Source organism: Pseudomonas spelaei (assembly GCF_009724245.1).
Classification (GTDB): Bacteria; Pseudomonadota; Gammaproteobacteria; order Pseudomonadales; family Pseudomonadaceae; genus Aquipseudomonas; species Aquipseudomonas spelaei.
Window position 1 is genome coordinate 346,123 of record NZ_WNNK01000001.1, and the last position, 24,154, is coordinate 370,276.

The 24,154-nt window shown below is 59.3% G+C and carries 23 protein-coding genes; 10 read left to right on the plus strand and 13 right to left on the minus strand.

Translation table 11 applies throughout. From position 1 onward, the window contains the following. Positions 1 to 49: 49 nt before the first annotated feature. The 5 genes from GNF76_RS01550 to GNF76_RS01570 form a co-directional block, all read right to left on the minus strand. Positions 50 to 514, minus strand: a complete 465-nt coding sequence (locus GNF76_RS01550) for a Spy/CpxP family protein refolding chaperone (RefSeq protein WP_155581402.1) — start codon at positions 512 to 514, stop codon at positions 50 to 52. 274 nt (positions 515 to 788) lie between these two features. Further along, positions 789 to 1,466 (minus strand): response regulator transcription factor, encoded by a 678-nt coding sequence (locus GNF76_RS01555; RefSeq protein WP_155581403.1) that lies wholly within the window; start codon positions 1,464 to 1,466, stop codon positions 789 to 791. Positions 1,467 to 1,473: 7 nt separating this feature from the next. Further along, positions 1,474 to 1,896 (minus strand): SH3 domain-containing protein, encoded by a 423-nt coding sequence (locus GNF76_RS01560; protein ID WP_155581404.1) that lies wholly within the window; start codon positions 1,894 to 1,896, stop codon positions 1,474 to 1,476. Positions 1,897 to 2,000: 104 nt separating this feature from the next. Continuing rightward, complete coding sequence (locus GNF76_RS01565) at positions 2,001 to 2,300, minus strand: YciI family protein (RefSeq protein WP_155581405.1); 300 nt, start codon at positions 2,298 to 2,300, stop codon at positions 2,001 to 2,003. 1 nt (position 2,301) lies between these two features. Further along, on the minus strand, positions 2,302 to 2,898 hold the full coding sequence (locus tag GNF76_RS01570; protein ID WP_169355986.1) for a septation protein A: 597 nt from the start codon (positions 2,896 to 2,898) through the stop codon (positions 2,302 to 2,304). Positions 2,899 to 2,985: 87 nt separating this feature from the next. Between GNF76_RS01570 and GNF76_RS01575 the strand changes: the two genes are divergently transcribed. From GNF76_RS01575 to rluB, 5 genes are all read left to right on the plus strand, one after another. Beyond that, entirely contained in the window at positions 2,986 to 3,849 is an 864-nt protein-coding gene (locus tag GNF76_RS01575) for a PHP domain-containing protein (RefSeq protein ID WP_178123131.1), read from the plus strand. A 13-nt stretch (positions 3,850 to 3,862) separates the two neighbouring features. Beyond that, positions 3,863 to 4,492 (plus strand): L-threonylcarbamoyladenylate synthase, encoded by a 630-nt coding sequence (locus GNF76_RS01580; protein ID WP_178123132.1) that lies wholly within the window; start codon positions 3,863 to 3,865, stop codon positions 4,490 to 4,492. 120 nt (positions 4,493 to 4,612) lie between these two features. After that, a complete protein-coding gene (locus GNF76_RS01585) occupies positions 4,613 to 5,311 on the plus strand; it encodes a segregation and condensation protein A (protein ID WP_177053511.1) in 699 nt (232 codons plus the stop codon). Between the two features lie 12 nt (positions 5,312 to 5,323). Beyond that, the gene (gene scpB, locus GNF76_RS01590; protein ID WP_155581409.1) at positions 5,324 to 6,277 is read left to right on the plus strand and encodes an SMC-Scp complex subunit ScpB; all 954 of its coding nucleotides are present in this window, start codon (positions 5,324 to 5,326) and stop codon (positions 6,275 to 6,277) included. A gap of 288 nt (positions 6,278 to 6,565) precedes the next feature. After that, complete coding sequence (gene rluB / locus GNF76_RS01595) at positions 6,566 to 7,813, plus strand: 23S rRNA pseudouridine(2605) synthase RluB (RefSeq protein ID WP_155581410.1); 1,248 nt, start codon at positions 6,566 to 6,568, stop codon at positions 7,811 to 7,813. A 115-nt stretch (positions 7,814 to 7,928) separates the two neighbouring features. On the opposite strand, the gene GNF76_RS01600 is transcribed toward rluB, so the two are convergent. Beyond that, positions 7,929 to 8,888, minus strand: a complete 960-nt coding sequence (locus tag GNF76_RS01600; RefSeq protein ID WP_155581411.1) for a CgnE/CgnB domain-containing protein — start codon at positions 8,886 to 8,888, stop codon at positions 7,929 to 7,931. 74 nt (positions 8,889 to 8,962) lie between these two features. Further along, entirely contained in the window at positions 8,963 to 9,100 is a 138-nt protein-coding gene (locus GNF76_RS29290) for a hypothetical protein (protein ID WP_003175756.1), read from the minus strand. Positions 9,101 to 10,019: 919 nt separating this feature from the next. On the opposite strand from GNF76_RS29290, the gene GNF76_RS01605 reads away from it, so the two are divergent. From GNF76_RS01605 to arfB, 3 genes are all read left to right on the plus strand, one after another. After that, complete coding sequence (locus tag GNF76_RS01605; RefSeq protein ID WP_155581412.1) at positions 10,020 to 11,438, plus strand: amino acid permease; 1,419 nt, start codon at positions 10,020 to 10,022, stop codon at positions 11,436 to 11,438. Positions 11,439 to 11,616: 178 nt separating this feature from the next. Then, complete coding sequence (locus GNF76_RS01610; protein ID WP_155581413.1) at positions 11,617 to 13,035, plus strand: type III effector; 1,419 nt, start codon at positions 11,617 to 11,619, stop codon at positions 13,033 to 13,035. A 78-nt stretch (positions 13,036 to 13,113) separates the two neighbouring features. Then, positions 13,114 to 13,527 (plus strand): alternative ribosome rescue aminoacyl-tRNA hydrolase ArfB, encoded by a 414-nt coding sequence (gene arfB, locus GNF76_RS01615; protein WP_155581414.1) that lies wholly within the window; start codon positions 13,114 to 13,116, stop codon positions 13,525 to 13,527. On the opposite strand, the gene GNF76_RS01620 is transcribed toward arfB, so the two are convergent. Continuing rightward, entirely contained in the window at positions 13,524 to 14,723 is a 1,200-nt protein-coding gene (locus GNF76_RS01620; protein WP_155581415.1) for an MFS transporter, read from the minus strand. The two genes, arfB and GNF76_RS01620, sit on opposite strands and share 4 nt — an antisense overlap. 93 nt (positions 14,724 to 14,816) lie before the next feature. Continuing rightward, positions 14,817 to 15,005 (minus strand): hypothetical protein, encoded by a 189-nt coding sequence (locus GNF76_RS01625; protein WP_155581416.1) that lies wholly within the window; start codon positions 15,003 to 15,005, stop codon positions 14,817 to 14,819. A gap of 576 nt (positions 15,006 to 15,581) precedes the next feature. On the opposite strand from GNF76_RS01625, the gene GNF76_RS01635 reads away from it, so the two are divergent. Continuing rightward, on the plus strand, positions 15,582 to 16,892 hold the full coding sequence (locus tag GNF76_RS01635) for an MFS transporter (RefSeq protein WP_155581418.1): 1,311 nt from the start codon (positions 15,582 to 15,584) through the stop codon (positions 16,890 to 16,892). A gap of 45 nt (positions 16,893 to 16,937) precedes the next feature. Here the strand turns inward: GNF76_RS01635 and GNF76_RS01640 are convergent, their stop codons facing one another. Then, positions 16,938 to 17,249: an Mpo1-like protein gene (locus tag GNF76_RS01640; RefSeq protein WP_178123133.1), complete on the minus strand. Its 312-nt coding sequence runs from the start codon at positions 17,247 to 17,249 to the stop codon at positions 16,938 to 16,940. Between the two features lie 161 nt (positions 17,250 to 17,410). Between GNF76_RS01640 and GNF76_RS01645 the strand changes: the two genes are divergently transcribed. Further along, positions 17,411 to 18,472, plus strand: coding sequence for an AraC family transcriptional regulator (locus GNF76_RS01645; RefSeq protein ID WP_155581420.1), 1,062 nt, complete (start codon positions 17,411 to 17,413; stop codon positions 18,470 to 18,472). Here the strand turns inward: GNF76_RS01645 and GNF76_RS01650 are convergent. From GNF76_RS01650 to GNF76_RS01660, 3 genes are all read right to left on the minus strand, one after another. Next, on the minus strand, positions 18,429 to 19,883 hold the full coding sequence (locus GNF76_RS01650; protein WP_155581421.1) for a TrkH family potassium uptake protein: 1,455 nt from the start codon (positions 19,881 to 19,883) through the stop codon (positions 18,429 to 18,431). The two genes, GNF76_RS01645 and GNF76_RS01650, sit on opposite strands and share 44 nt — an antisense overlap. 272 nt (positions 19,884 to 20,155) lie before the next feature. Next, entirely contained in the window at positions 20,156 to 21,490 is a 1,335-nt protein-coding gene (locus GNF76_RS01655) for an imelysin family protein (RefSeq protein WP_155581422.1), read from the minus strand. A 151-nt stretch (positions 21,491 to 21,641) separates the two neighbouring features. Next, on the minus strand, positions 21,642 to 23,693 hold the full coding sequence (locus GNF76_RS01660) for a putative bifunctional diguanylate cyclase/phosphodiesterase (protein WP_155581423.1): 2,052 nt from the start codon (positions 23,691 to 23,693) through the stop codon (positions 21,642 to 21,644). Between the last annotated feature and the right edge of the window lie 461 nt (positions 23,694 to 24,154).

Sequence of the window (24,154 nt, forward strand, 5' to 3'; positions counted from 1 at the left end):
GGAAAAGCCCAGCGGCACGGGCCACTGGGCTGGGAGTGAAGCTAGATCATTATTGCGCTTTTTGCGGTTGTTGCGCTTTCCAGGCCTGGAATTCCTTCCACTCGGCACGGCGCTCGGCTTGTTTTTTCACGATCTCGTCGAATTTCTTCTGTTGATCGGGTTTCAGCACGGCGCGAATGTCGGCCTGGGTTTTCTGTTTGGCAGCGGCCATTTCATCTTTCATGGCTTGTTGGTCAGCGGCAGGCAGTTTGTCCAGGTACTTCCTGACCAGGTCCTTGCGAGCCTGCCATTGGTGGCCCATCAATTTGCCGATCTGCTGGCGCTGTTCGCGGCTCAGATCAAGCTGGCTGAAAGGGCCGCCTTTACCGCGCATGCCGTGTTCGCCGCCGTGGTCCGGGCCGCCCATCATGTGGCCTTCAGGGGCGCCCATCGGGCCTTGGCCTTCTGGCGCAGCGGCCATGGCAACGGTGGGGAGGGCTGCCGCGAACATCAGAGCGATAAGGGTCTTGCGCATGGTGATTCTCCTGTCTCGGTTCCGGTGAGTCCGGATGTGAGTAGATTAAGGAGATCAAGGTCAGCGGCGGTCAGGGGAGGGTAAAGCTTGGGTAAAGAGGATTTTGGCGGGGGCTTACAAAACTGGGGATCTGACAAACAACGCAGGTTCATTGTGGGAGCTGTCGAGCTTTAGCGAGGCTGCGATGCAGGCGCTGCGGTCCGGCAGGTACACCGAGGTGATCCCATCGCAGCCTCGCCAGGGCTCGACAGCTCCCACATTAATCTTTATTGAATCAGAGGCTGTAGTAGTAACCACGGCTGCGCAGCGCCACGATCCGCGGCCGGCCATCGGCGTGTGGGCCGATCTTCTTGCGCAGGTTGCTGACGTGCATGTCCAGGCTGCGGTCGTACAGGGTCAGCTTGCGACCCAGGGCGATCTGCGCCAGTTCCTGCTTGTCCAGCGGCTCGCCCGGCTGGCGCAGCAAGGCTTCCAGCAGACGGCTTTCGGAGACGGTGAGGGCAAATTCCTGCTCGTCGATGGTGACCACGCCGCGCACCGGGCTGAAGCACAGGTCGCCCAGCTCCAACTGGGTCGACACTGCGGCCGGGTGGCTGCGACGCAATACGGCGCGCAAGCGAGCGGTCAACTCACGGGGGTCACAGGGCTTGGCCAGGTAATCGTCGGCGCCCAGTTCCAGGCCGAGAATCCGGTCCAGCGGTTCGCCCCGGGCCGAGAGCATCAGCACCGGTAACTCCGGGTGATCGCCACGCAATTGCTTGAGCAACTCCAGGCCGCTGCCATCGGGCAGCATCACATCGAGCACTACGGCAGCAGGTGCTGCCTCGGCCAACGCCTTGCGCGCGCTCAGGCCATCATGGCAAGCGCGCACCTGGAAGCCTTCCTGGCTCAACCAACTGGTCAGCAGCTCACAGAGCTCCTGGTCATCGTCTATCAGTAACAGCTCGCTCATGACTCACTCAATTTAGCCATTGTCGACGGCGTCGGTGCCCGCCGCTGGCGAAGATACCGCATAGCAGGGCGATCAGCGCTACTCCTGCACCTGTCACAAACCATTGTTGCTGCTCGGTCAGCCAGCGTGGCAACACCATGCCCTGTGCTTCTTTGAGTTGCTGGACCAGGCGTTGGTTCTCCTGGCGCAGTCGATTCAATTGGGCGCTTTCGCGGGTTGCATCGGCGCCTTTCAATTCGGGGCTTTGCAATTGTTTGCCCAGTTCGTCACGCAGTCGTTCGCTTTCCTTCAAACGTTGCTGCAGCTCGGTGATCTGGCTGCCGGCACTCAAGGACAGGGGCGTGGAACTGCCAGTGTTCGAGGATTCTTCAGCGTGGGCGGTTGCCCCGATCGTTAACACTGCCAACAGACACAACTGACTTAAGCGCATCGGAACTCCTGATTCCAATCGATTGTTCAGCACGTTGTCGGCCGCTTACCGAGAATGATGAGCGATAGGAGTACGCCAAACCCAATAGGTTCAGCGTAGCCGGGTCAAGGCAGGACTTGTTTGAATGGTTTGATCACCACGTCAGCGTAGACGCCGGCGGCTACATACGGGTCAGCATTGGCCCAGGCTTGTGCATCTTCGAGGGAGGCAAACTCGGCCACGATCAGGCTGCCAGTGAAACCGGCTGCACCTGGGTCATTGCTATCGACAGCCGGGTGAGGACCGGCAAGCACCACACGCCCTTCGGCTTGCAGCTGTTTCAGGCGCTCGAGGTGGGCCGGGCGCGCGGCCAGGCGTTTTTCCAACGAGTTGGCAACGTCGGTAGCAATGATGGCATAGAGCATGTCAGTCCTCGGTTTTCGGCGTGGTAGGGTCGGTGTCATGCAGGTGGCGCGACAGGTAGATGCCCTGGGCGACCAGGAACAGCACCGTCATGCCCAGGCTGCCGAAGACCTTGAAGTCGACCCAGTAGTTCTGGAAGGTAAAGGCGACGAACAGGTTGGCCGCGCCGCAGAACAGGAAAAACGCGATCCAGGCGATGTTCAGGCGGGTCCAGACCGGCTCCGGCAATGTCAGCGCGTGGCCCATGATCCGCTTGATCAGCAGGCGGTCACCGATGAAGTGGCTGCCGATAAAGGCCAGGGCGAACAGCCAGTTGACCACCGGGGCTTTCCATTTGAGGAAGGTTTCGCTGTGGAAGGCCAGGGTCAGGCTGCCGAAGACGAGGCAGGCGATCAGGGTCAGCCATTGGCTTTTTTCCAGCTTGCGCTGGGAGATGAAGAGGGCGCCGTAGACCACCAGGGAGCTGATGATCAGCACGGCGGTGGCGCTGTAGATGCCACCGACCGTCAGCTCATGGCCTGCGATATCGATGACCCGAGGGTCGAGTTTGTAGACGATGAAAAACAGTAACAGCGGGATGAAGTCGATGAATTGTTTCACAGTAAGAGCCAGAAGCTGGATGTGGCGGCATAATAACAAACATCCTTGGTAGCGAAAGCGCCAGCTGACTTGAGGTTACACACTCCCGTGAATGTTGATTTGCACTGCCACAGCACGGCCTCCGACGGCGCCCTGGCGCCCGCGGTACTGGTTGCGCGTGCGTTTGAAAAAGGCGTGCGAGTCCTGGCGTTGACCGACCACGACACCCTCGAAGGCCTGGAAGAGGCCCGCGTTACGGCGAATGCCCTGGGGATGCAACTGGTCAACGGTGTTGAATTGTCCTGCACCTGGGGCGGCGCAACCATTCATGTGCTGGGCTATGGTTTTGACGTAAACGCACCGCCATTGGTGGAGGCCATCGCCAAATTGCACGATGGCCGCTGGCTGCGGTCCGAAGAGATAAGCCGAAAACTGGCCCTCAAGGGCATGCCCAACGGGCTGGACGGTGCTCGAGCCATCCAGCAGGAACTGGGCGACAGCGGCAACGCGCCGGCCCGCCCGCATTTTGCCGACTGGATGGTGCGTGAAGGTTTTGTAAAGGATCGCGCCGAAGCGTTCCGCAAATGGCTGGGGGCCGGCAAGCTGGGTGACGTCAAGCAGCACTGGCCCACCCTGGAAGACACCGTCGCCACGTTGCGTGCGGCAGGCGCCTGGGTCAGCCTGGCGCACCCCTGGCACTACGACTTTACTCGCAGCAAACGCCGCAAACTGATTGGCGACTATATTCAAGCGGGTGGCCACGCCATCGAAGTGGTCAACGGGCATCAACCCGCCGAACAGGTGGGCAGCCTGGCGATTCTGGCCCGTGAGTTCGGACTGCTGGTGAGTGCCGGCAGTGATTTCCATGGTCCTGGCGGCTGGTCGGAGATTGGTGAATACCGCCAACTCCCGGAAGATTTGCCGCCCCTTTGGTGTCGGTTCAAACATGAACCCATTATTGCCACCGTCTGAACAGGTAGAGAACGTGAGTCAATTTTTCCAGATTCATCCGGAAAACCCACAAGCGCGCCTGATCAAACAGGCGGTGGAGATCATTCGCGCCGGTGGCGTGGTGATCTACCCCACAGACTCGTCCTACGCCATTGGTTGCCAGATCGGCGACAAAAGCGCTGTTGAACGGGTAAGGCGTCTGCGTGATCTGGACAAAAACCACAACTTCGCGCTGATTTGCAGCGACCTTTCCCAGTTGGGGTTGTTCGCCAAGGTCGACACCGGCACCTTCCGCCTGCTCAAGGCCCACACGCCGGGCCCCTACACCTTTATTCTCAACGCCACCCGCGAAGTGCCGCGCCTGCTGCTGCACCCGAAGAAGCGCACCATTGGTTTGCGGGTTCCGGAGCATCCCATTGCGTTGGCGCTGCTGGAGGAGTTGGGCGAACCATTGATGAGCGTATCGCTGATCCTGCCCGGCGAAACCGAGCCGCTGTACGACCCCTATGAAATGCGCCGCTTGCTGGAAAAACACGTCGACCTGATCATCGACGGCGGCTACGGTGGTAACAAGGCCTCCACCGTGATCAACCTGGCCGATGGCGAGCCGGAAGTGGTCCGCGTCGGTTGCGGCGACCCGGCACCGTTCATGGTCGAGGCCTGAATGTCGGTCGTGGAAACCGTCGACAGCCAGGCGGGCGCCCAGCAAGAGCTGCCATTCGCCATGGTCTACGGCCAGGCGGTCATGGAAATGCCCCTGGACTTGTACATCCCGCCGGACGCCCTGGAAGTCTTCCTCGAAGCCTTCGAAGGTCCGCTGGACTTGCTGCTGTACCTGATCCGCAAGCAGAACATCAACATCCTCGATATCCCGGTGGCGGAAATCACCCGCCAGTACATGGGCTACGTCGAGTTGATGCAGTCGGTGCGCCTGGAACTGGCGGCTGAGTACCTGGTGATGGCTGCGATGCTGGCGGAGATCAAGTCGCGCATGCTGTTGCCGCGATCGGAGACCGTCGAAGCGGAAGAGGATGACCCGCGCGCCGAACTGATCCGCCGCTTGCAGGAATACGAACGCTTCAAGGCCGCAGCCGAAGGCATCGACGGCCTGAGCCGGGTCGGTCGTGATGTGGTGGTGCCCAAGCTCGATGCCCCGGAAGCCCGGGCGCGCAAGCTGTTGCCGGACGTGAGTCTGGAAGAACTATTGATGTCCATGGCCGAGGTGCTGCGCCGTGGCGATATGTTTGAAAGCCATCAGGTCAGCCGTGAAGCGTTGTCCACCCGCGAGCGTATGAGCGATGTGCTGGAGCGCCTCAAAGGTGGTGGGTTTGTGCCCTTTGTCGAGCTGTTTACCAAAGAAGAAGGGCGCCTCGGCGTGGTGGTGACGTTTATGGCGATCCTCGAACTGGTCAAGGAATCCCTGGTCGAGCTGGTACAGAATGAGCCTTTTGCGGCTATCCACGTGCGGGCGCGAGCCGAATAAAGAGCTGAATCGATGAATTTGACTGAACCCCGCGAGCTGGCCCCGTTGCTGGAAGCCTTTCTCCTGGCCTCGGGCAAGCCGCAGTCCCTGGAGCGCTTGTTCGAACTGTTTGAAGAGGCCGAGCGCCCGGAACCGCCAGTGTTCAAGAAAGCCCTGGAAATCCTGCGCAAGTCCTGCGATGGCCGGGCGTTTGAGCTACGCGAGGTTGCCTCGGGTTACCGCCTGCAAATCCGCGAGAAATTCTCGCCGTGGGTCGGCCGCCTGTGGGAAGAACGCCCGCAGCGCTATTCGCGGGCGATGCTGGAGACCATGGCACTGATCGCTTACCGCCAACCCATCACCCGCGGCGAGATCGAAGACGTGCGGGGCGTGGCGGTCAACAGCCATATCGTCAAGACACTGCTGGAGCGTGAGTGGATCCGCATCGTCGGCTACCGTGACGTGCCCGGTAAGCCTGCGATGTTTGCGACCACCAAGGTGTTTCTCGATCACTTCAACCTGAAAAACCTCGACGATTTGCCGCCCCTGGCCGAGCTGCGGGAAATAGAGCCGGATCCAATCCTGGACTTCGACGACGTGCCGGTGCCTGTCGGGCTGCAGGAACTCGCCGATGCCAGCGCCGAGCCGGAAGAACCCAAGGACGAAACCAGTTTCCATACGTTGTTGCTGGAACTGGACGACATGGAGCAGGGGATCAAGACTGACTTTGACGATTTGCTGCGCGATGGAGTGAGCGAGCCTGATCCGGAAATGACGGTGAATGTTGAAATCGAGGCTGAGGTCGAGGTCGAGGTCGAAGACGCTGAGCCTGAACCGGAGGAAGACATCCTCGGAGTAGCTGAAGCCCGGGAAAAACTCCTGGCTGCCGTGGCCGCCCTTGAACAGCCAGAACTGAGTGATGAAGAGGCCGAAGCCCAGGCATTGGCCGATGCCATTGAAAATGAGCGTCGCCAATTCGACGACTGAGCTGAGTATTCCAGGCGCCGGGCTTTCTGTGGGAGCTGGCTTGCCTGCGATGCAGGCACCTCGGTGTTTCAGGCATACCAAGGTGATGCTATCGCAGGCAAGCCAGCTCCCACAGGGTGCCGCCGGTCGGCTGAAAGGCGGATGCCTGGCCACTTCTCGACTAGTCTCTGATGCGCAACGCTCGCCATGAGCGTATGATTCGCGACCCTTTGGCGATGCGTTCGCCAATAGCCCAGCTTTTACTATCTTCAGGCCAAGCCTGAATCGACACACCGGGAGGTGCTTAAGATGAGTGACCAAGACCAGAAAGACAGCCAGGAAATCGGCCCCGCAGGCGAAAAACTGCAGAAAGTCCTCGCCCGTATCGGCGTGGGTTCGCGCCGTGACGTAGAAGCCTGGATCACCCAGAAGCGAATCAAGGTCAATGGCGTTGAAGCCACCCTTGGCCAGCGGGTTGACCTGCACGACGCCATCACCATTGATGGCAAGGTCATCAAGCGTGAAGAGGCCGCCGAATCGGTGCGCCGCGTCATCATGTACAACAAGCCTGATGGCGAAATCTGCACCCGTGACGACCCGGAAGGCCGTCCAACCGTATTCGACAAGATGCCGCGCCCTAAAGAAGGCCGCTGGATCAACATCGGTCGTCTCGACATCAACACCACTGGCCTGCTGATGTTCACCACCGACGGTGAACTGGCCAACCGCCTGATGCACCCGTCCTACGAAATGGACCGCGAATACGCGGTACGTGTACGTGGCGAAGTCGATGACGAGATGATCGAGCGCCTGAAAGCCGGCGTCGTGCTGGAAGACGGCCCAGCCAAGTTCACCGACATCAAGCAGGCGCCAGGCGGCGAAGGTTTCAACCATTGGTACCACTGCGTGGTGATGGAAGGCCGTAACCGTGAAGTGCGTCGTTTGTGGGAATCCCAGGGCCTGGTGGTCAGCCGCCTGAAGCGCGTGCGTTTCGGCCCGGTGTTTCTCAACTCCGACCTGCCGATGGGCCGCTGGCGCGAAATGAGCCAGTACGAAGTCGACATTCTGAGTGCTGAAGTGGGCCTGACGCCTGTGGCCATGCCGCAGATGAACGCCAAGAGCAAAGACAAGCTTGAGCGTATGCAGCGTAAATCGTCGCGCCCTGTAGCCCGCACCGAACGCGTTGCCCGCACTGTGCGCCCAGCGTTGGACGCGCCAGCTACTGGCGGTCGTATCTCCCGCGAACCGCACGTGGAAGGCGATCGTCGTCCATCGGCACCTGCTCGTCAGGACGGCGAACGTGCTCCACGCACGCCGCGTCCGGCGGGTCGTGGTGACGCGCCAGCGGGCGGTCGCAGCAACCGTGGCGAGTCGGGTCGTGGTGCTCCGGCGACGGATCGTCCGGCGGACAGCGCCAGTACCAAGCGCCCAGCCAAGCCCGCGCCGAAAAAGCGCCCGGCGCTGAAGTTGGTAGACGACGCGCCATCGGGCAAGCGCCGTGGCGCGCCGGCCGGTTCGGGTCAGCGTCCAGGTTTTGGTCGCAAGAAGCCGCAGTGATGCTGTAAGCGCTGTACAAAAAACGCCAACCCTAGGGTTGGCGTTTTTTTTTGCGAGTGGTCTGGAATGCAATCTTCCACACAAGCCCGGCTCCCACAGGGATTTCCTGTGTTATCTAGAACACAAACGCCCCATCAAATACCGGCTTGTCATCCAGTGCCAACACCCCGCTGGAGAAAATCAGGTCCAGGTGATGGCTGCCTTTCTGGCCGCCCCCCAGCCCCAGGTGCAAGCCGCAGTGGCGCTCTTCAAAACCGGCGTTGCGGGCATACAGGTCTTTGACCCCTTCATTGGTGCCGATGCCCAGCTCTTCCACCCGACGGTTGGACGGGTTGGCATTCAGGTACTTGTTGAAGTCATCGGCCAGCCCCGGCACGTCACTGGCGACAGAGCAGATGGTTGAGTTCTCGATCCACAACTCCAGCGGTGACTGCAACACCCCGTATTTACGGGCGAAGGGGATGGTGCTGAGAAAGGTGCCGACAAATCGCACCTGACCATTGATGGCTTCGCTGTGAGTGGCAATTTCACCGGGCGCCAAGTCGTGGTTGCCGACGCCATTGATATTGGTCCACTTTTTAATGCTGCTCATGGGCGCTTCAAGGCGTGAGCCGTGTTCATCGGTGAAGCTCAGCACGTTGGCCTGGGACATGCGGCGGATCAGCGTGGCGTTGAGGTCGGCAATGCGCTGCGGGGCGACGCTGAAGGTGTCGTAGAAGTAGTCGCCATAGTCCTTGAGCAACAGGGACTTTTTCCAGTGCTCGGCCATGATGCCTTGCAGGGCGCGGATAAAGTCGGGGCCTTCAGCCCGGGGATTGGGCAAGGTCGAGGAATCGTAGAGAAACATGTACAGGTCGCAGTCTTCGATGGACTTGGCCAGGACCTCGCTGGGCTCCAGGTCCAGGCGCTGCACCTTGAAGTCAAAGCGCGCGGCACTGCCTTGGGTGATGGCGTGGGTGATGGCCTCGTAGCGCTCGGTATGGCCCAGGAGCACGGTTGGGCGATGAAGACCGGTCAGGGCCGGGTGATGTGCCAGGTAATAGAGAAAATGTTCGACGGCGCGGGCCTTGTCCATGACGTCCATCCTTCAAAGCCTTCGGAAAAGTGGCAGATGCAGTGAACTGCATCTGCCTGGATGCATGCCGGGTATTAGAAAGGCCACATCGCAGTGCCAAACGGCACAACGGCGTCGGCTTGCATCATTTCAACGGCGGCCTCATGGGTCGGCGCTTCAAACCAATCGTCGAGTTGCAGTTCGGTTTCCAGGTCGTTTTCCAGTGCTTGCATGGTGTATCTCCTAGAGGACGTTGTTTGAGACGAAGCTTGTCAGCGGGCTGCGCCGAGCAAGTGGAAAGAACCTAGATTAGAGTGATTCTGAATGCAAAAAATATATTGACACCGTTCCATTTGGATTTTTTATTCCGTTCTGGTGGCGATATTTTTATTAATGGAAAACAGTCGGCTAGGTGGGTTTAGCGGTCAGGAAATTTCCGACCGTCAATTTCTCGTTATCTGGCGGATCTCTGTCATCTGTCCCGGATATCTGCCACAGCGTAACGAATATTTTACGAAAATAGCCCTCGAAGACACGGGATGTGTAAGGGGAGAAGCGCTGTAAGGAAAACCTGACAACAGGTGGATTCCAAAGCCTTCGGCCGGGCCCCGGGCCTCTTGTTTCGGCCTACGGCAAAGGCTGTGATGGTGCCGTGCCACGTGCGGTACACCACAACAAGAAGGAGGCGCAATGAACGCCATATTGCCAAATGATCCCGCCGATTCCCCAGCGCTCGCGGGTCTCGTGCGCCACCTGTCTTCAACGCCCATACCCGCAAAGCCCCTGAATAGACCACTGCCGTAAACGCCGATGTCCGCCCGAATGGTGTTGGCGGTGTACAATGCGCGGCGTTTTACTGTGACCCAATTGCGTATCCGCGCATTTTGCGCCCGCCGGCTGTCGTGATGCCTTTGTGCTCATCGATGCACCCAAAGGCCAATACCTCAGGGCTATCCGCCTTGTTCACTCCGCCTGGCCACAAGCCAGCCGGGTTCGATTTCGTCACAGATAAAAACAAACAGGTGACGCATGACCGCTAGAAAGACGCTGAACTCCTGGTGCCTGCGCTGGGGTTTGATCGGCGCTGCTTGAGCCCGTTTCAAAGCAGCAACGTGCAACGAACATCATCAAACCTTGCGTGAGACCCTTTTCATGAGTGGACCCAACTCGCATTCAGGCGAGCTAAAACGCGGCCTGAAAAATCGCCATATTCAACTGATCGCCCTCGGTGGCGCGATTGGTACTGGCCTGTTCCTGGGCTCGGCCGGGGTGCTGAAATCCGCCGGCCCGTCGATGATCCTCGGCTACGCCATTTGCGGTTTTATCGCCTTTATGATCATGCGCCAACTGGGCGAAATGATTGTTGAAGAGCCGGTAGCCGGCTCCTTCAGCCACTTTGCCCACAAGTACTGGGGCGGCTTTGCCGGCTTCCTGTCGGGCTGGAACTGCTGGATTCTGTACATCCTGGTGGGCATGTCGGAGCTGACAGCCGTTGGCAAGTACGTGCACTACTGGTGGCCGGAGATTCCAACCTGGGTCTCGGCGGCGGCGTTTTTCGTGCTGATCAATGCAATCAACCTGGCCAACGTCAAAGTCTTTGGTGAGGCCGAGTTCTGGTTCGCCATCATCAAGGTGGTTGCCATCGTCGGCATGATCGCCCTGGGCAGTTACCTGCTGGTCAGTGGTACGGGCGGGCCACAGGCCTCGGTGACCAACCTGTGGGATCACGGCGGGTTCTTCCCCCATGGCGTCGGCGGTCTGGTGATGGCCATGGCGATTATCATGTTCTCCTTCGGTGGCCTGGAAATGCTCGGTTTCACGGCTGCTGAAGCGGACAAGCCGCGCACCGTGATCCCTAAAGCGATCAATCAGGTGATCTACCGGATTCTGATTTTCTACATCGGCGCACTGGTGGTGTTGTTGTCGTTGACGCCGTGGGACAGTTTGCTGGTGAGCCTCAACGCGTCGGGTGATGCTTATAGCGGTAGCCCGTTTGTGCAGGTGTTCTCGATGTTGGGCAGCAATACGGCTGCGCATATCCTTAACTTCGTGGTGTTGACGGCGGCGCTGTCGGTTTATAACAGCGGCACTTACTGCAACAGCCGCATGTTGCTGGGTATGGCTGAGCAGGGGGATGCGCCCAAGGGCCTGGCGAAGATCGACAAGCGTGGGGTGCCAGTGCGGTCGATTCTGGCGTCGGCGGCGGTGACGCTGGTGGCGGTGTTGATGAACTATCTGATTCCGCAACATGCGCTGGAATTGCTGATGTCGCTGGTGGTTGCGACGCTGGTGATCAACTGGGCGATGATCAGTTTTTCGCACTTCAAGTTTCGCCAGCATATGGACCGGACGGGGCAGGTGCCGTTGTTCAAGGCGCTTTGGTATCCCTACGGGAACTATGTTTGCCTGGCGTTTGTGGCGTTTATCCTGTGCATCATGTTGATGATCCCGGGAATCCAGATCTCGGTGTATGCGATTCCGGTTTGGGTGTTGTTTATGTGGGTGTGTTATTGCGTCAAGAACAAGCGCAAGGCTCAGGAAACGCTGAGTACGGCCTCGGTGCTTAAATAGCCCAGGCGACAAATAACAAACCCGGCCATGTGCCGGGTTTGTTTGTTCCGGCAGCCTCATTCCAGTCTTCTGTAAGGCTTATCAAGCCTGAATCAGCAAATGGCTACAGCAACAACGGCCCAACAGGTGATAAATAACCGTCGAGATTTTGCCCCCCCATCGGCGAGGATATTTCCCCATGATCACGACACCCCCCCTTTATCCGCAGGCCTTGCACAGCCCAGTGCTTGATCCGAGTCCCCATCAGAGCAATAACGTTACCGAGAACAAACAACTAGAGGCCAATCTTGGACGACTGGCCAGTGAAAGCCCGGCAGCCCACAAAACGGTAGATGCTTTGCTTTCAAGTGTGACCAGGCTGTTTACGTTAGTTGAAGGCAGTGAGCTGAAAGCCAGGGCAAAGATGCTTGCCAGTTACTCTCCGGACGCTCCCAATTTTGGGGTGATCGGCCAGTTGGGTGCCGGTGGTTTCACCCGCATCCTGGATGAGGCGCTCCAGGGTGGGGCGCACCGCCACCGCGATGGGCAAGAGCCACTGACACTGCGAGAAAAGGGCACCGCCTTTTTCAATCTGAGCAACTCGCCTTACTTTCGAGAAACCATGGAGCGTATTCACGGCTCGCCCGAGTTGAAAGAACAGGCTGGCGCAATTATTGATACTCGCTACCTGGAGTCAAAGCAGTTCGGGCCTGCACGAGGCAGCAGCAAGGAGCGGCCATTACCCGACCAACTGGCGCTTTATACATTCAAAAATGAAAGCACTCAGGATGCTTCGAAAAACGCGCATCTCTACGAGCAAATCAAGGAGGTGAACGGCCAGCCTGTGGTGAGCAATCCAGCCAAGGCAGGTGCCAGTTTAACTAAAGTGCAGAATGATTTTCGTGAAGCTCCACCTCTTGCGAACAAGGTTTGGACATCGGCCGCTGACCTGAAAAGTGATCAGCGGTTGACCTCCCGCGAGCTTGATTTTGCGCGCCTCAACCCTCGTAATCGTATGGATCGGGACGACGGCCAGTTTGGCCATCAAGGCCCGATCAAAAGTTTTACATCCTTGCCCCTCGAGCAAACGGTGGTTCCTCGGGGCAATGGCTTTGCGGTCTGGCAAGTGAAGCAGGGCACCGGCTTTGCGCGCGACGCGGTGTTACAGGCAAAACCAGTCGTGGCAGGCCCTTCCGGCACTACCGACCGCTTTATGACGGCTGCCCGTCTTTTGGGTAATGGCCTGATTAACGAACTGGGCCTCAACTCGCCCAAGGCCGGAGAATCCCACTCGCAAAGCGAGGCCAGGGCAGAACGGGAAATGAAAGAGCTGGTACGCTGGATGGCTACCGGCTATCTGGTGGACGACAATCATCACTCCATGGTCGAGGTCAATCTGGGGGCAGCCAACCACGGTCTTGCGGCCCAATGGGGCCCGGAGCTATACCGCGAACCCTTCACCGCACCGATCAATGCCCGTCAGTTCTCTACCTCCAACGCCGAGGTTGCACGCGAGCTGGAACGGCAACCGGCAGTGAAGACCCATTATGAGACGTTTCGACATGACTTGCAGGGTGGCAATCGTGCAACAGTGACGCCTGATGGGCGTGTGCTCTGATCCCATGGACGCCTGGCCGCAGCCGCGGCGACATTCGCGTATCCTTGGGTTCTTCTGACCCAAGGAACCAAGCCCTTCATGCTGGTGATTTCCAACAACGTTCACATACCAGATGCCGAGATCGAGTTGACCGCTATCCGCGCACAAGGTGCGGGTGGTCAAAACGTCAACAAAGTCTCCAGCGCCGTACACTTGCGCTTCGACATCCCGGCCTCATCATTGCCGGAGTTCTACAAGGAACGCCTGCTGGCCCTGCGCGACAGTCGCATCACCAGCGAAGGCGTGCTGATCCTCAAAGCCCAGCAATACCGAACCCAGGAACAAAACCGCGCCGATGCGCTGGAGCGCCTGGTGGAATTGATCCTCAGTGCCACCAAGGTCGAAAAGAAGCGCCGCCCCACCAAGCCAACACTGGGTTCAAAAAAGCGTCGCCTCGAATCCAAGACCAAGCGCGGCAGTATCAAGGCCGGCCGGGGCAAGGTCGATTTCTAAGGCGCTTCCCGCGCTTCCCGAGACTTCGGCGCCTGCCGGTACAAATACAGGCTGAGCAGTAAGCCGCCAAACGCCGCGATGGCCGCAAACAGGAAGATCGACGCAAACCCGAAGCCCGCCGCAATCGCCCCGGCCAATGGCCCGGTGATCCCCAGGGACAAATCGATAAACAACGAATACGCCCCCACCGCCGCGCCACGGCTGGAGGCAGGCACCAGGTTGACCGCTTCCACCCCCAATGCCGGAAACACCAGGGAAAAACCGAACCCGCTCAAGGCCGCGCCGGCCAATGCCAGGTGGGCGTCCGGTGCTAGCCATAACAGCAGCAGGCCCAGGGTCTCCACCGACAGGCAGGCAATCGCCACGCGAAAGCCGCCGATCCGGTTGATCAAGTTGCCGAACAGCAGCCGTGCGCCGATAAAGCTGGCACCGAACAGGCTCAGGCACAGCACCGCGTTGTCCCAGTGCTGGGTGGCGTAATACAGGGTGATAAAGGTGGCGATGGTGCCAAAGCCGATGGAGCCCAGGGCCAGCCCGCAACCATGGGGCAGCACGCGCCCCAGTACGTGCAGGAACGGCAAGCGTTCGCCCACGACAATCGGCGCCGGGACTTTCGGCCAGGCCAACACCAGGCCCACCACGGCCAGCAGGATAATGCTGACCCCCATGCTCCACAGTCCCAGATGGCTGACCAGCAGCACGCCCAGCGGTGCGCCGACGGCCAATGCACCGTAGCTGGCGATACCGTTCCAGGAGATGACCTTGGCGGTGTTCGCCGCACCCACTCGGCCGATACCCCAGCCGATCGAGCCAGACCCCACCAGGCTTTCGGCGCTGCCCAGTACCAGGCGGCCGATCAACAGGCTCGTCAGGCTCCAGGCCGGCAGGTTCGATAGCCAGGCCGAGAGCAGCATGAACACACCGCTCAAGCCACAACCCGCCAGGCCGTACATCACCGCACGTTTGCTGCCCAGATTATCGATGATCCGGCCGGCATACGGCCGGCTCAGCAACGTGGCCAGGTACTGCACGCTGATCACCAGCCCCGCGATCACCGCGCCGAAGCCCAGCTCGCTATGGACATAGCCCGGCAGCACGGCCAGGGGAATGCCGATATTCAGGTAGCCGATAAAGGTGAAGAGGACGATGGAAACGACTTGCAGCGTGACCGCCATGGGGCGCTGGGTATCTGGCATGGGGAGAGGTCCACTGTTGCAGCAGGAAAAGACAGGCTGCTTATGATACCGATGGTTTTGCCTGGGCAGGGGGGCAAAACATAAAACGCTTGATCAAGGTTTGGTGGCGGCTGGGTTCAGCAATTGCGTGGTCACCAGGGCGGCGAGGGCGTTTTCCTGGGTACCGAAGCGCTTGAGCAGCAAGGCTTGTTTTTCCGGGCTGAGGCGGTTCCAGACGTCGACCATCTGCAAGGCAGTGTCGAGCAAGGCGTTGTCGGGCGCGTTGTTGGCGTTATGGGGCATGGGCTCTGTCTCGGGTGATTCAGGCAGTGTGGAAAGCGCGCAATGTAACGCTTTCCACACGGTCTGGGTACGGCGCTCAGTCCTGGCTTTCGCGGTCGACTGGTTTTGCTTGCACAGGCTCAGGTTGTTTGCTGCTGGCCTGTTGCGGGGTTGGCTGCTCAGTTTCGTGCAGGCTTGGGAAGGGGAGATTAGGTATTTCGTGCATCGTCGTCGCTCCTCGCAAGGTCTGTTTTTTCAATCGCAGGTGATTCCGCGCTTTCAAAAAGCCTTGGCAGGATACAGCACTGTAAATGACAAAAAGACTTTTATATCGACGGATGTATGAATCGTCATCTGGAAACCGCAAGTGACATGGGGTCACACCTCCCTCGGCTTCAGTTCCGCCAATACAATCTTTGTCATCGTATGACCTTGTCGATTTCTTCATTTTATTCGATTGACAGTCAGCTATCTACTGAATATAAAGCATTAAGTTGTATGATGACATATAACGTTACATCTTTATATGACTCATCCGACAAGCACTGTCAGTTGCAGAACGTACGCCTCAACTCTAAAAATAATTAAGGTGAAACGATGAAAATCAAAGGCATCCGTTGGTGGATGGTCGGGCTGATGACGGTCGGGCTAATCATCAATTATCTGGCGCGCAACACCTTGTCGGTTGCTGCGCCGACGCTGATGAGTGACTTGAGTATCTCCACTGAGCAGTATTCTCATATCGTGGTCGCCTGGCAGGTTTGTTACGCGTTGATGCAGCCGGTGGCGGGGTACGTGATTGATGCCATTGGCACCAAAATGGGCTTTGCCGTTTTTGCGATTGCCTGGTCGGTGGTGTGCGCGCTGGCGGCCTTTGCCACTGGCTGGCAGAGCCTGGCCGTGGCCCGTGGTGCGTTGGGGCTGACGGAATCAGCGGGATTCCCGGGTGGCGTCAAGGCGATTACCGAGTGGTTTCCGGCCAAGGAGCGTTCCGTCGCCATCGGCTGGTTCAACTTTGGTTCTTCCTTTGGTGCATTGCTGGCGCCGCCACTGGTGGTGTGGGCGATTTTGCACAGCGGTTGGCAGTTGGCGTTCCTGATTGTCGGCGCGATTGGACTCATCTGGAGCGGGCTGTGGTTGTGGTTGTACAAACACCCGCTGGATCAGCGCCGTCTGGGGGATGCCGAGCGTGATTACATCCTCGCTGGCCAGGAATCCCACCTCAAGGAGGGCGTGCAGAAAAAGGCCAGTTGGAAGCGCATCCTCAAGAGCCGAAACTTCTTCGCCATCGCTTCGGCCCGGATGCTTTCGGAGCCGGCCTGGCAGACCTTCAATGCATGGATCCCGCTGTACCTGATGACCGAGCGACACATGAACATCAAGGAAATGGCGCTGTTTGCCTGGCTACCGTTTCTCGCCGCGGACATTGGTTGTGTGTTGGGGGGCTACCTGAGCCCGTTGTTTCACCGGCACTTCAAGGTGTCGTTGTTCACCTCGCGCAAGCTGGTGATGTTGCTGGGGTGCCTGTGCATGATCGGCCCGGCCTGCATTGGGCTGGTGGACAGTGCCTACACGGCGATCGCACTGCTGTGTGTCGGAGGGTTCGCCCACCAGACGTTGTCGGGGGCGTTGTTTTCCATCGCTTCGGATTCCTTTGGGAAAAACGACGTGGCGACCGCGACCGGCGGGGGGCAAATGTGTGGGTTTATCGGCGCGGCGGCCTTTACGGCGGTGTTTGGTGTACTGGTGACAAAAGTCGGCTACAGCCCGCTGTTCGTGGTGCTGGCGATTTTGGACCTGATGGCTGCCGTGATCATCTTGAGCGTCGCCAGGGCTATTCCCCAGGAGCCCGAACCACAGGCTCCCGGTACGGCTCAACCCGGCCAGGGTTCGCTGCTGCCGGTGTGACGCTGGCGTTCCATCGCCGTCATCACGCTTGCGCAGGTGACGGCTTTAAAACGGCACCTTGCCGAGAATCATGTCGCGGTACATCACAAAATCCCCCAGCAGGCTGTAAAACGGATGCTGGAAGGTGGCCGGACGGTTCTTCTCAAAGAAGAAGTGGCCAACCCAGGCGAAGCTGTAACCCGCTACCGGCACTGCCAGCAACAGCCACCAGGCACCCTTGCCGACGGCAAATGCCAGAATAAAAATCACCAGGCTGGTGCCGATGAAATGCAGGCGCCGGCAGGTACTGTTGCCGTGTTCGCTCAGGTAGTAGGGGTAGAACTCTGCGAAGCTATTGAATTGTTTAACGTTTTCCACGATGGCCGGCCCTCTGTTTATTGTTCCGCCCAGCAGATGCTCGGCGGGGAGCTTATTTGAGTCTAGAGTCATCAGGTGTAACGGCCAGTGACAATAGATGCCACTTTAGTATCCTTGGGTTTCCTGGCTGTAGTTTCAGCCTGCCATATCAAGAAAACGCCATGAGCGAACGAACAACTTCTTCAAGCTGGGCGATGGGGATAGTCAAGGCACTGGAGATGGACGGCCTGGATTGCCGTGCGTTGTTCAAGCAGCTTGGCCTGGACTATGCCGCCCTGGATGACCCTGATGCGCGTTTCCCGCAGGACTCCATGACCCGGCTCTGGCAGCGGGCGGTGGAGCTGTCGGGCAACCCGGCGATAGGCCTGAACATGGGCAAGGTGGTGCGCCCGGCGTCGTTTCATGTGGCCGGTTATGCCTTGATGTCCAGTCGCACGCTGGCTGAAGGCTTCATGCGCCTGGTGCGCTATCAACGAATCATTGCTGAAAGCGCCGACTTGAGTTTCCGACTCTTGCCTGAAGGCTATGCGCTGATTCTCACGGTGCATGGCGATCATCTGCCACCCACCCGGCAAAGTGCCGAAGCCTCCCTGGCCAGCGCCCTGGCGCTGTGCGGGTGGTTGACCGGGCGGACCTTGCAGCCGCGCAAAGTGCTGGTGCAGGGAGATCAGCCGGCGGACCTTGAGCCGTACAAAAAGGCCTTTCATTCGCCGATGGTGTTCAACGCGCCCTATGACGCGCTGATTTTCGAGCGAGCGGACATGGAGGCGCCGTTGCTCACCGCCAACGAGGCCATGGCGCTGTTACATGATCGCTTTGCTGGTGAATACCTGGCGCGGTTTTCGGAGAGCCGGGTGACTCACCGGGCGCGGCAGGTATTGTGCCGCCTGTTGCCCCAGGGCGAACCCAAGCGCGAGGTGGTGGCCCAGACCCTGCACCTGTCCCAACGCACCTTGCAACGGCGTTTGCAGGAGGAGGGCACCAGTTTCCAGACTTTGCTGGACGACACCCGCCGCGAACTGGCGGAGCAGTACCTGGCGCAGCCGTCCATGACCTTGCTGGAAATTGCCTACTTGCTGGGGTTTGCCGATCCGAGCAACTTCTTCCGTGCCTTCCGACGTTGGTTCGATGTCACGCCCGGCGAGTACCGGACGCGTTTGCTGGAGGCGTCAGCGTCGATCAGTGCCGCCAGAACGCCGGAATACACAGCACAAACACCGTAATGATCTCCAGTCGGCCCAGGAGCATGCCCAGGGACAGGATCCACTTGGCTGCATCCGGCAAGCTGGCAAAGTTGCCGGCCGGGCCAATGGTTTCCCCCAGGCCTGGGCCGACGCCGGACACGGTGCTGGCGGCACCGGTCAGTGCGGTCATCCAGTCCAGGCCCAGCAGTGACAGGGCCAGGGCGATCGCGCAGATGGTGATGGCGAAGAAAAACGAAAAGGTCAGGATCGAACGTACGATCTCTTCATCGAGCCGATGGCCGTTGTACTTTTGCTTGATCACGGCGCGTGGGTGAATCAGTTGATTCAAGTTGGCCTTGAGCAGGATGTAGGCCACCTGGAAGCGGAAGATCTTGATCCCGCCCGCCGTAGAGCCCGAGCAGCCGCCGATAAAGCCCAAGTAGAAGAACAGCATCAGTGAGAAATTTCCCCACATACTGTAGTCCCCGAGAGCAAAACCAGTCGTAGTCACGACCGATGTGACGTTCAGTGCCACATGGCGCAGGGCGTCCAGCCAGTGCAGGTCGGTGGTCCACCAGTACCAGGTGCCCAGCACCAGCCAGGTCACCAGCAGCAATCCGAGCAAGCCTTGTACCTGCTGATCCTTGATCAGCGCCCGGCGATTGCCGCGCAACATGGCCACATACAGAGTGAACGGCAGGGCGCCGAGGATCATCACTACCACCGCGACCCAATGCACTGCCGGCTGCTTCCAGTGGGCCAGGGATTCGTCGGAGGTGGAAAACCCGCCGGTGGAAATGGCCGACATTGCATGGTTGATGGCGTCGAACAGGCCCATGCCGGCCCACCAGAAGGCGAGGCTGCCGAGGATGGTAATACCGACATAGGTCGCCACAATCAGCCGTGCCACCATATGGGAACGCGGCATGACCTTCTCTGACCGGTCCGAGGATTCGGTCTGGAACAGACGCATACCACCGATGCGCAGCAGTGGCAGGATCGCCACGGCCATGCCGATAAAGCCGATGCCGCCGAGCCAGTGCAACAACGAGCGCCACATCAGGATCCCGGGGGACATGCTGTCCAGGCCGCTGAGCACCGTGGCGCCGGTGGCGGTGATCCCCGACATGCTTTCAAAGAAGGAGTCGGTGTAGCTGATGTGCTGGGTCAGCAGGAACGGCAAGGCGGCAAAGATGCACACCACCACCCAACTGGAGACTGTCAGCAGATACATATCTCGAGGGCGCAGGTGCACGTGTTCCGGGCGGCCAGGTATCACCAGTGCCAGACCCGCGAGGAAGGTGATCATGCTGGCCCAGAGAAACGACGGGAGGTCGCTGGTACGTTCGAAAATGACCAGTGTCGCCATCGGCACGACCATGGCGATCGCGAGGGTGATCAGGAAGATGCCGATAATGAAACCGATCATCCGTAAAGTCGGCAACGCCATGAGGTCCGCTCGGTGACAGGGAAAGGCGCCATTCTACCTGCGGTGCTAGGCATGTAAACCGGGGCTTGGAGGTGATGATGGGCAAATGTTGTAGCCGCTGCCGAGGTACGAGGCTGCGATGCGTGTCCGCAGGACCGCCCTTGGGGCCGCTGCGCAGCCCATCACAGCCTCGTGCCTCGGCAGCGGCTACAGTAAGCTCGCTGTGCAGACGATGAAAGGCACAAAAAAGGCGACCCGAAGGTCGCCTCTTTCACTCATCTAAACAGCGCCGCTCAGAACTCGTGATCGGCGTTGTCCGGGTTCAGGTCGCTGATACCCAGTTTGCCCGCTGCCAGCTCGATAGCGCCGGTCTGCTGGACCAGGGCGGCGATGGCGTCGCGCACGATCTGGTTGCCCGCGTCGTTGCCCGCGGCGATCAACTGGTCGTAGTGCTCGCCGTTGTTGGCGTGGTCAACCATGACCTGGATCTTCGCTTCGGTGGCTGCCAGGTCCGCCTTGAGGGCTGCGTCGGCGGCCGGGTCGGCCTTGGCCACCAGGGACGACAGGCTTGGGCCGGTCATCTTGTTGCCGTCGACACGGGTGTATTCGCCCAGGTAGACGTTGCGGATGCCTTTGGCGTCGTAGAAGTGCGAGTTGTGGGTGTTGTCGCTGAAGCAGTCTTGTTCGTCTTCTGGCGAGTTGGCTTCCAGGGAAACCTTCATGCGCTCACCGGCCAGCTCACCCAGGGACAGGCTGCCCATGCCGAACAGCATCTTGCGCAGGCCGTCGGTGGCAGGTTCTGCTTCCAGGGTGGCGCGGTAGTTGTCTTCGACGTTGGGCTTCCAGTTGCCGACCATTTCTTCGAGGTCGCTGACCAGCAATTGGGTCACGGCGCGCAGGTAAGTGCGACGACGCTCGTTGTGACCGCCAGTGGCGCCGTCACCGGTCATATAGTCCGAAGCAGGGCGGTTGCCGGCGCCAGGGCCAGTGCCGTTCAGGTCCTGGCCCCAGAGCAGGAATTCGATGGCGTGGTAGCCGGTGGCGACGTTAGCCTCGGAGCCGCCCAGTTCATTGAGGCTGGCGAGTTTTTCCGGGGTGATGTCCTTGACGTCAACCTTGTCTTCGCCGACCTGGATCTCGGTGTTGGCGATGATGTTGGCGTTTGCGCCTGGGTTACCGAGTGCGTGCTCGTAGGACTTGTCGACATAGTCGATCAGGCCTTCGTCCAGCGGCCAGGCGTTCACCTGACCTTCCCAGTCGTCGATGATAGTGTTGCCGAAGCGGAACACTTCACTCTGCAGGTACGGTACGCGTGCGGCGATCCAGGCGGTGCGGGCCGCTTTCAGGGTTTCGTCGCTCGGGTTGGCGAGGAAGGTGTCGATGGCGGTTTGCAGGGTTTTCGCCGTGGACTCGGCATCGCTGTAGACCGCAAAGACCATGTCTGCGTAATGCGCGACTACGGCCTTGGCGGCAGCCTCGTCGACCTGGCCAGCCGGTGCGGTAGCCGCGGGTGCGGTAGCGCTGGCGGCCGGTTGAGGCGCGGCGGCTTTGTCTTTGCCCTCACCGCAACCGGCGAGAGAAATGGCAATGGCCAGCAGACTGGCGGTGGCCAGAGGCATACGAATCATGGCGAACATCCTGCTTCGGTAGATGACTGGGGGCGCATGGCTGCGCGCAAAACTGCGACATAATGCGAAAGATTTGCATTTTGTGTAAAGGGTTAACGCGGTAAAAGTTTGTGACATAGGCGGCTGGCGCCCTGGGGTGGCCATCATTGACTTACAAAATCACCGCGTTATCCCGTCGGGACTGCTTCAGATACGCGGCCAACTCCCGGGCTGGCAGGGGTTTGCTGTAGTGGTAGCCCTGACCTTCATGGCAGCCTTCGGAGATGACGTAGGCCTCCTGCTCGGCGGTTTCCACCCCTTCGGCGATCACCTGCATGCCCAGGCTTTTTCCCAGTTGGATAATCGCTCGCACAATGGTGGCATCGTCATCGTCATCCAGCAGGTCCTGGACGAAGCTCTTGTCGATCTTGATCTTGTCCAGCGGCAGGCTTTTCAGGTAGCTGAGGGATGAGTAGCCGGTGCCAAAGTCGTCAATGGCGATCAACGCCCCGGAGCGGCGCAGGCTCAGCAGGTGCTGGGCGGCGGTGCTGATGTCTTCCATCAGGCCGGTTTCGGTGACTTCCAGCTCCAGGCTGCGGGGCGGCAGGCGATAGATTTGCAGCAGGTTATTGACCACCCGCGGCAGCTCGGCATGGTGCAGTTGCACCGTGGACAGGTTCACCGCCATCCGCAGGTCGCTGAAGCCCATGTCATGCCATTCCCGTAGCTGCCGACAAGCCTGGTCCAGTACCCACTCGCCGATGGGGATAATGGTGCCGTTCTGTTCTGCCAGCGGAATGAACAGGTCGGGCGGGACCAGGCCATGTTCCGGGTGCTGCCAGCGCAGCAGCGCCTCCACGCCCACTACGCGATTCTCGCGATAGCTGATCTGCGGCTGGTACACCAGATGAAACTGCTCGCGGCTCAAGGCATCGCGCAAGTCCTTCTCCAATTCCCGGCGCCGACGCATTTCGCTGTCGACGCTGGCGATATAGAACTGGTAGCGATTGCGTGAGCGGCTCTTGGCCAGGGTCATGGTCTGTTCGGCTTTTTGCAGCAGCTTCTCAGTGCTGTCACCGTCCTCCGGGAACAAGGTGATGCCAATCGTGGCGCGCAGGCGGATTTGTTCGTGGTCGAGGGCGAACTCGGCTTCCAGGTCATCGAGGATGCTTTGTGCCAGTTCGGCCGCTTCGTAGGGTTGTTCGATATCGGCCTGGACCAGGGCGAACTGGTCGCCTCCCAGTCGCGCGAGGGCACCGAGACGGCCGCTGTGGGCACGCAGGCGGTCGGCCAGGGCCAACAGTAATTGGTCACCAGCCTGGTAGGTGAACTGCTCGTTGACGCTTTTGAAGTCATCCAGGCCGACACACAACACCGCCACCCGACGTTGCCGACGGCCGGCATCAATCAGGATCTTGTCCAGTTGCTCCTGCAACTTCTGGCGGTTCGGCAGGCCGGTCAGGAAGTCGTGCTGGGCCATGCGCAGCAGGCTGTTTTCCGCTTCATGGCGCAGATGGGTGTTGCGTTCGATGGATTCGAGCAGTTGGTTGGCGGTGCTGATCCACAGCCCCAGTTCGTTCTTTTCATGGCCCTTGAGCTGCGGAATCTTGTGTTCGCTGGGACGGTCGGGGTTGATCGAACTCAAGTGCCCGATAATCCGTGACAGCGGCTTGGTCAGCAGCCAGTGGTAGACGAGGTACAGCACCAGGCCCATGGCCAGAGCACGCAGTACTCCAGAGATGAATATGATGACCGAGTTGACCAGAAAACCTTTGCCATAGGTGGCGGTGTCAAGGGTGATGCTCAGGTCGCCGTAATACTCGCTGTAGGGCCCGCGTCCCACCAGCGGCGTAGTGAAGGTGCGTTCCTGGCCGAGAATCGGGTCGGTGAACCAGCGGCTGGAGGATTGCTGCAGGTCACGGCTTTTCTCGGCGAGCATGGCTTCGTTGGGATGGCCGATGGACGCCACGCGCACGGCGTCATCCTGAAACAAACCTTCGATGACTTGCATACCCATCTCGCGGTCCAGGCTGTAGACCGCCTGGGTGGAGGGGTCGCGAAACATGTCGAGAATGCGCTGGGCATCGCCGGCCACGGCCTGGCGGGTTTTATAGGCATCGAAAACGATCTGCGCCACGCTCAGTGCCACGCCTACTATCAATGCTGAAAGCAGCACAACCCGGAGCAACTTCACCGACAAGCTGTTTTTGAGTTCCAGCTTCAAAGGGTCATTCCTTGTTCCATTCGGGTAGCCTCAAGATGCCATGAGTATTGGCAATCCGGTGATGGCAGTCAAAGGGATATGGCTTGAGGCGCTTTGAGGCTTTAGCTGGAAGGTTCTGGAAGGGCGCAGGGAGTTTATTCAGCGAGGCCCATCGAGCAGGAGGCGGATTTGTCTCCGCCTTCCTTTCGCGCCACCTCGGACTATAGGAGGCGAATGCTTTTTTGAGGTGATTATGGAGGTCCTTGGATATTCTTCTTTCAGAAGGATATCGGCGACCGGCTCCCGGATTGTTGACCTGACCCCATGACTTGGCCTGCAACCTGTTGTACTGCCTGCATCCCCATACTTGCTGCTTGTGCCACCATCGGAAGAACTATTGGGGCCAGCGCTGCTGCCGCTCCTGCTCCTGCAATCATATTTAAACTCTCCGGTGTTATTAAAGGAATGAAAGAGGAATCCCT

Bases quoted from the DNA above. Each gene is read 5' to 3' on its own strand.
- GNF76_RS01550 (WP_155581402.1), bottom strand. From the start codon at position 514: ATGCGCAAGACCCTTATCGCTCTGATGTTCGCGGCAGCCCTCCCCACC.
- GNF76_RS01555 (WP_155581403.1), bottom strand. From the start codon at position 1,466: ATGAGCGAGCTGTTACTGATAGACGATGACCAGGAGCTCTGTGAGCTG.
- GNF76_RS01560 (WP_155581404.1), bottom strand. From the start codon at position 1,896: ATGCGCTTAAGTCAGTTGTGTCTGTTGGCAGTGTTAACGATCGGGGCA.
- GNF76_RS01565 (WP_155581405.1), bottom strand. From the start codon at position 2,300: ATGCTCTATGCCATCATTGCTACCGACGTTGCCAACTCGTTGGAAAAA.
- scpB (WP_155581409.1), top strand. From the start codon at position 5,324: ATGAATTTGACTGAACCCCGCGAGCTGGCCCCGTTGCTGGAAGCCTTT.
- rluB (WP_155581410.1), top strand. From the start codon at position 6,566: ATGAGTGACCAAGACCAGAAAGACAGCCAGGAAATCGGCCCCGCAGGC.
- GNF76_RS01600 (WP_155581411.1), bottom strand. From the start codon at position 8,888: ATGGACAAGGCCCGCGCCGTCGAACATTTTCTCTATTACCTGGCACAT.
- GNF76_RS29290 (WP_003175756.1), bottom strand. From the start codon at position 9,100: ATGCAAGCACTGGAAAACGACCTGGAAACCGAACTGCAACTCGACGAT.
- GNF76_RS01605 (WP_155581412.1), top strand. From the start codon at position 10,020: ATGAGTGGACCCAACTCGCATTCAGGCGAGCTAAAACGCGGCCTGAAA.
- GNF76_RS01610 (WP_155581413.1), top strand. From the start codon at position 11,617: ATGATCACGACACCCCCCCTTTATCCGCAGGCCTTGCACAGCCCAGTG.
- arfB (WP_155581414.1), top strand. From the start codon at position 13,114: ATGCTGGTGATTTCCAACAACGTTCACATACCAGATGCCGAGATCGAG.
- GNF76_RS01620 (WP_155581415.1), bottom strand. From the start codon at position 14,723: ATGCCAGATACCCAGCGCCCCATGGCGGTCACGCTGCAAGTCGTTTCC.
- GNF76_RS01625 (WP_155581416.1), bottom strand. From the start codon at position 15,005: ATGCCCCATAACGCCAACAACGCGCCCGACAACGCCTTGCTCGACACT.
- GNF76_RS01635 (WP_155581418.1), top strand. From the start codon at position 15,582: ATGAAAATCAAAGGCATCCGTTGGTGGATGGTCGGGCTGATGACGGTC.
- GNF76_RS01645 (WP_155581420.1), top strand. From the start codon at position 17,411: ATGAGCGAACGAACAACTTCTTCAAGCTGGGCGATGGGGATAGTCAAG.
- GNF76_RS01650 (WP_155581421.1), bottom strand. From the start codon at position 19,883: ATGGCGTTGCCGACTTTACGGATGATCGGTTTCATTATCGGCATCTTC.
- GNF76_RS01655 (WP_155581422.1), bottom strand. From the start codon at position 21,490: ATGATTCGTATGCCTCTGGCCACCGCCAGTCTGCTGGCCATTGCCATT.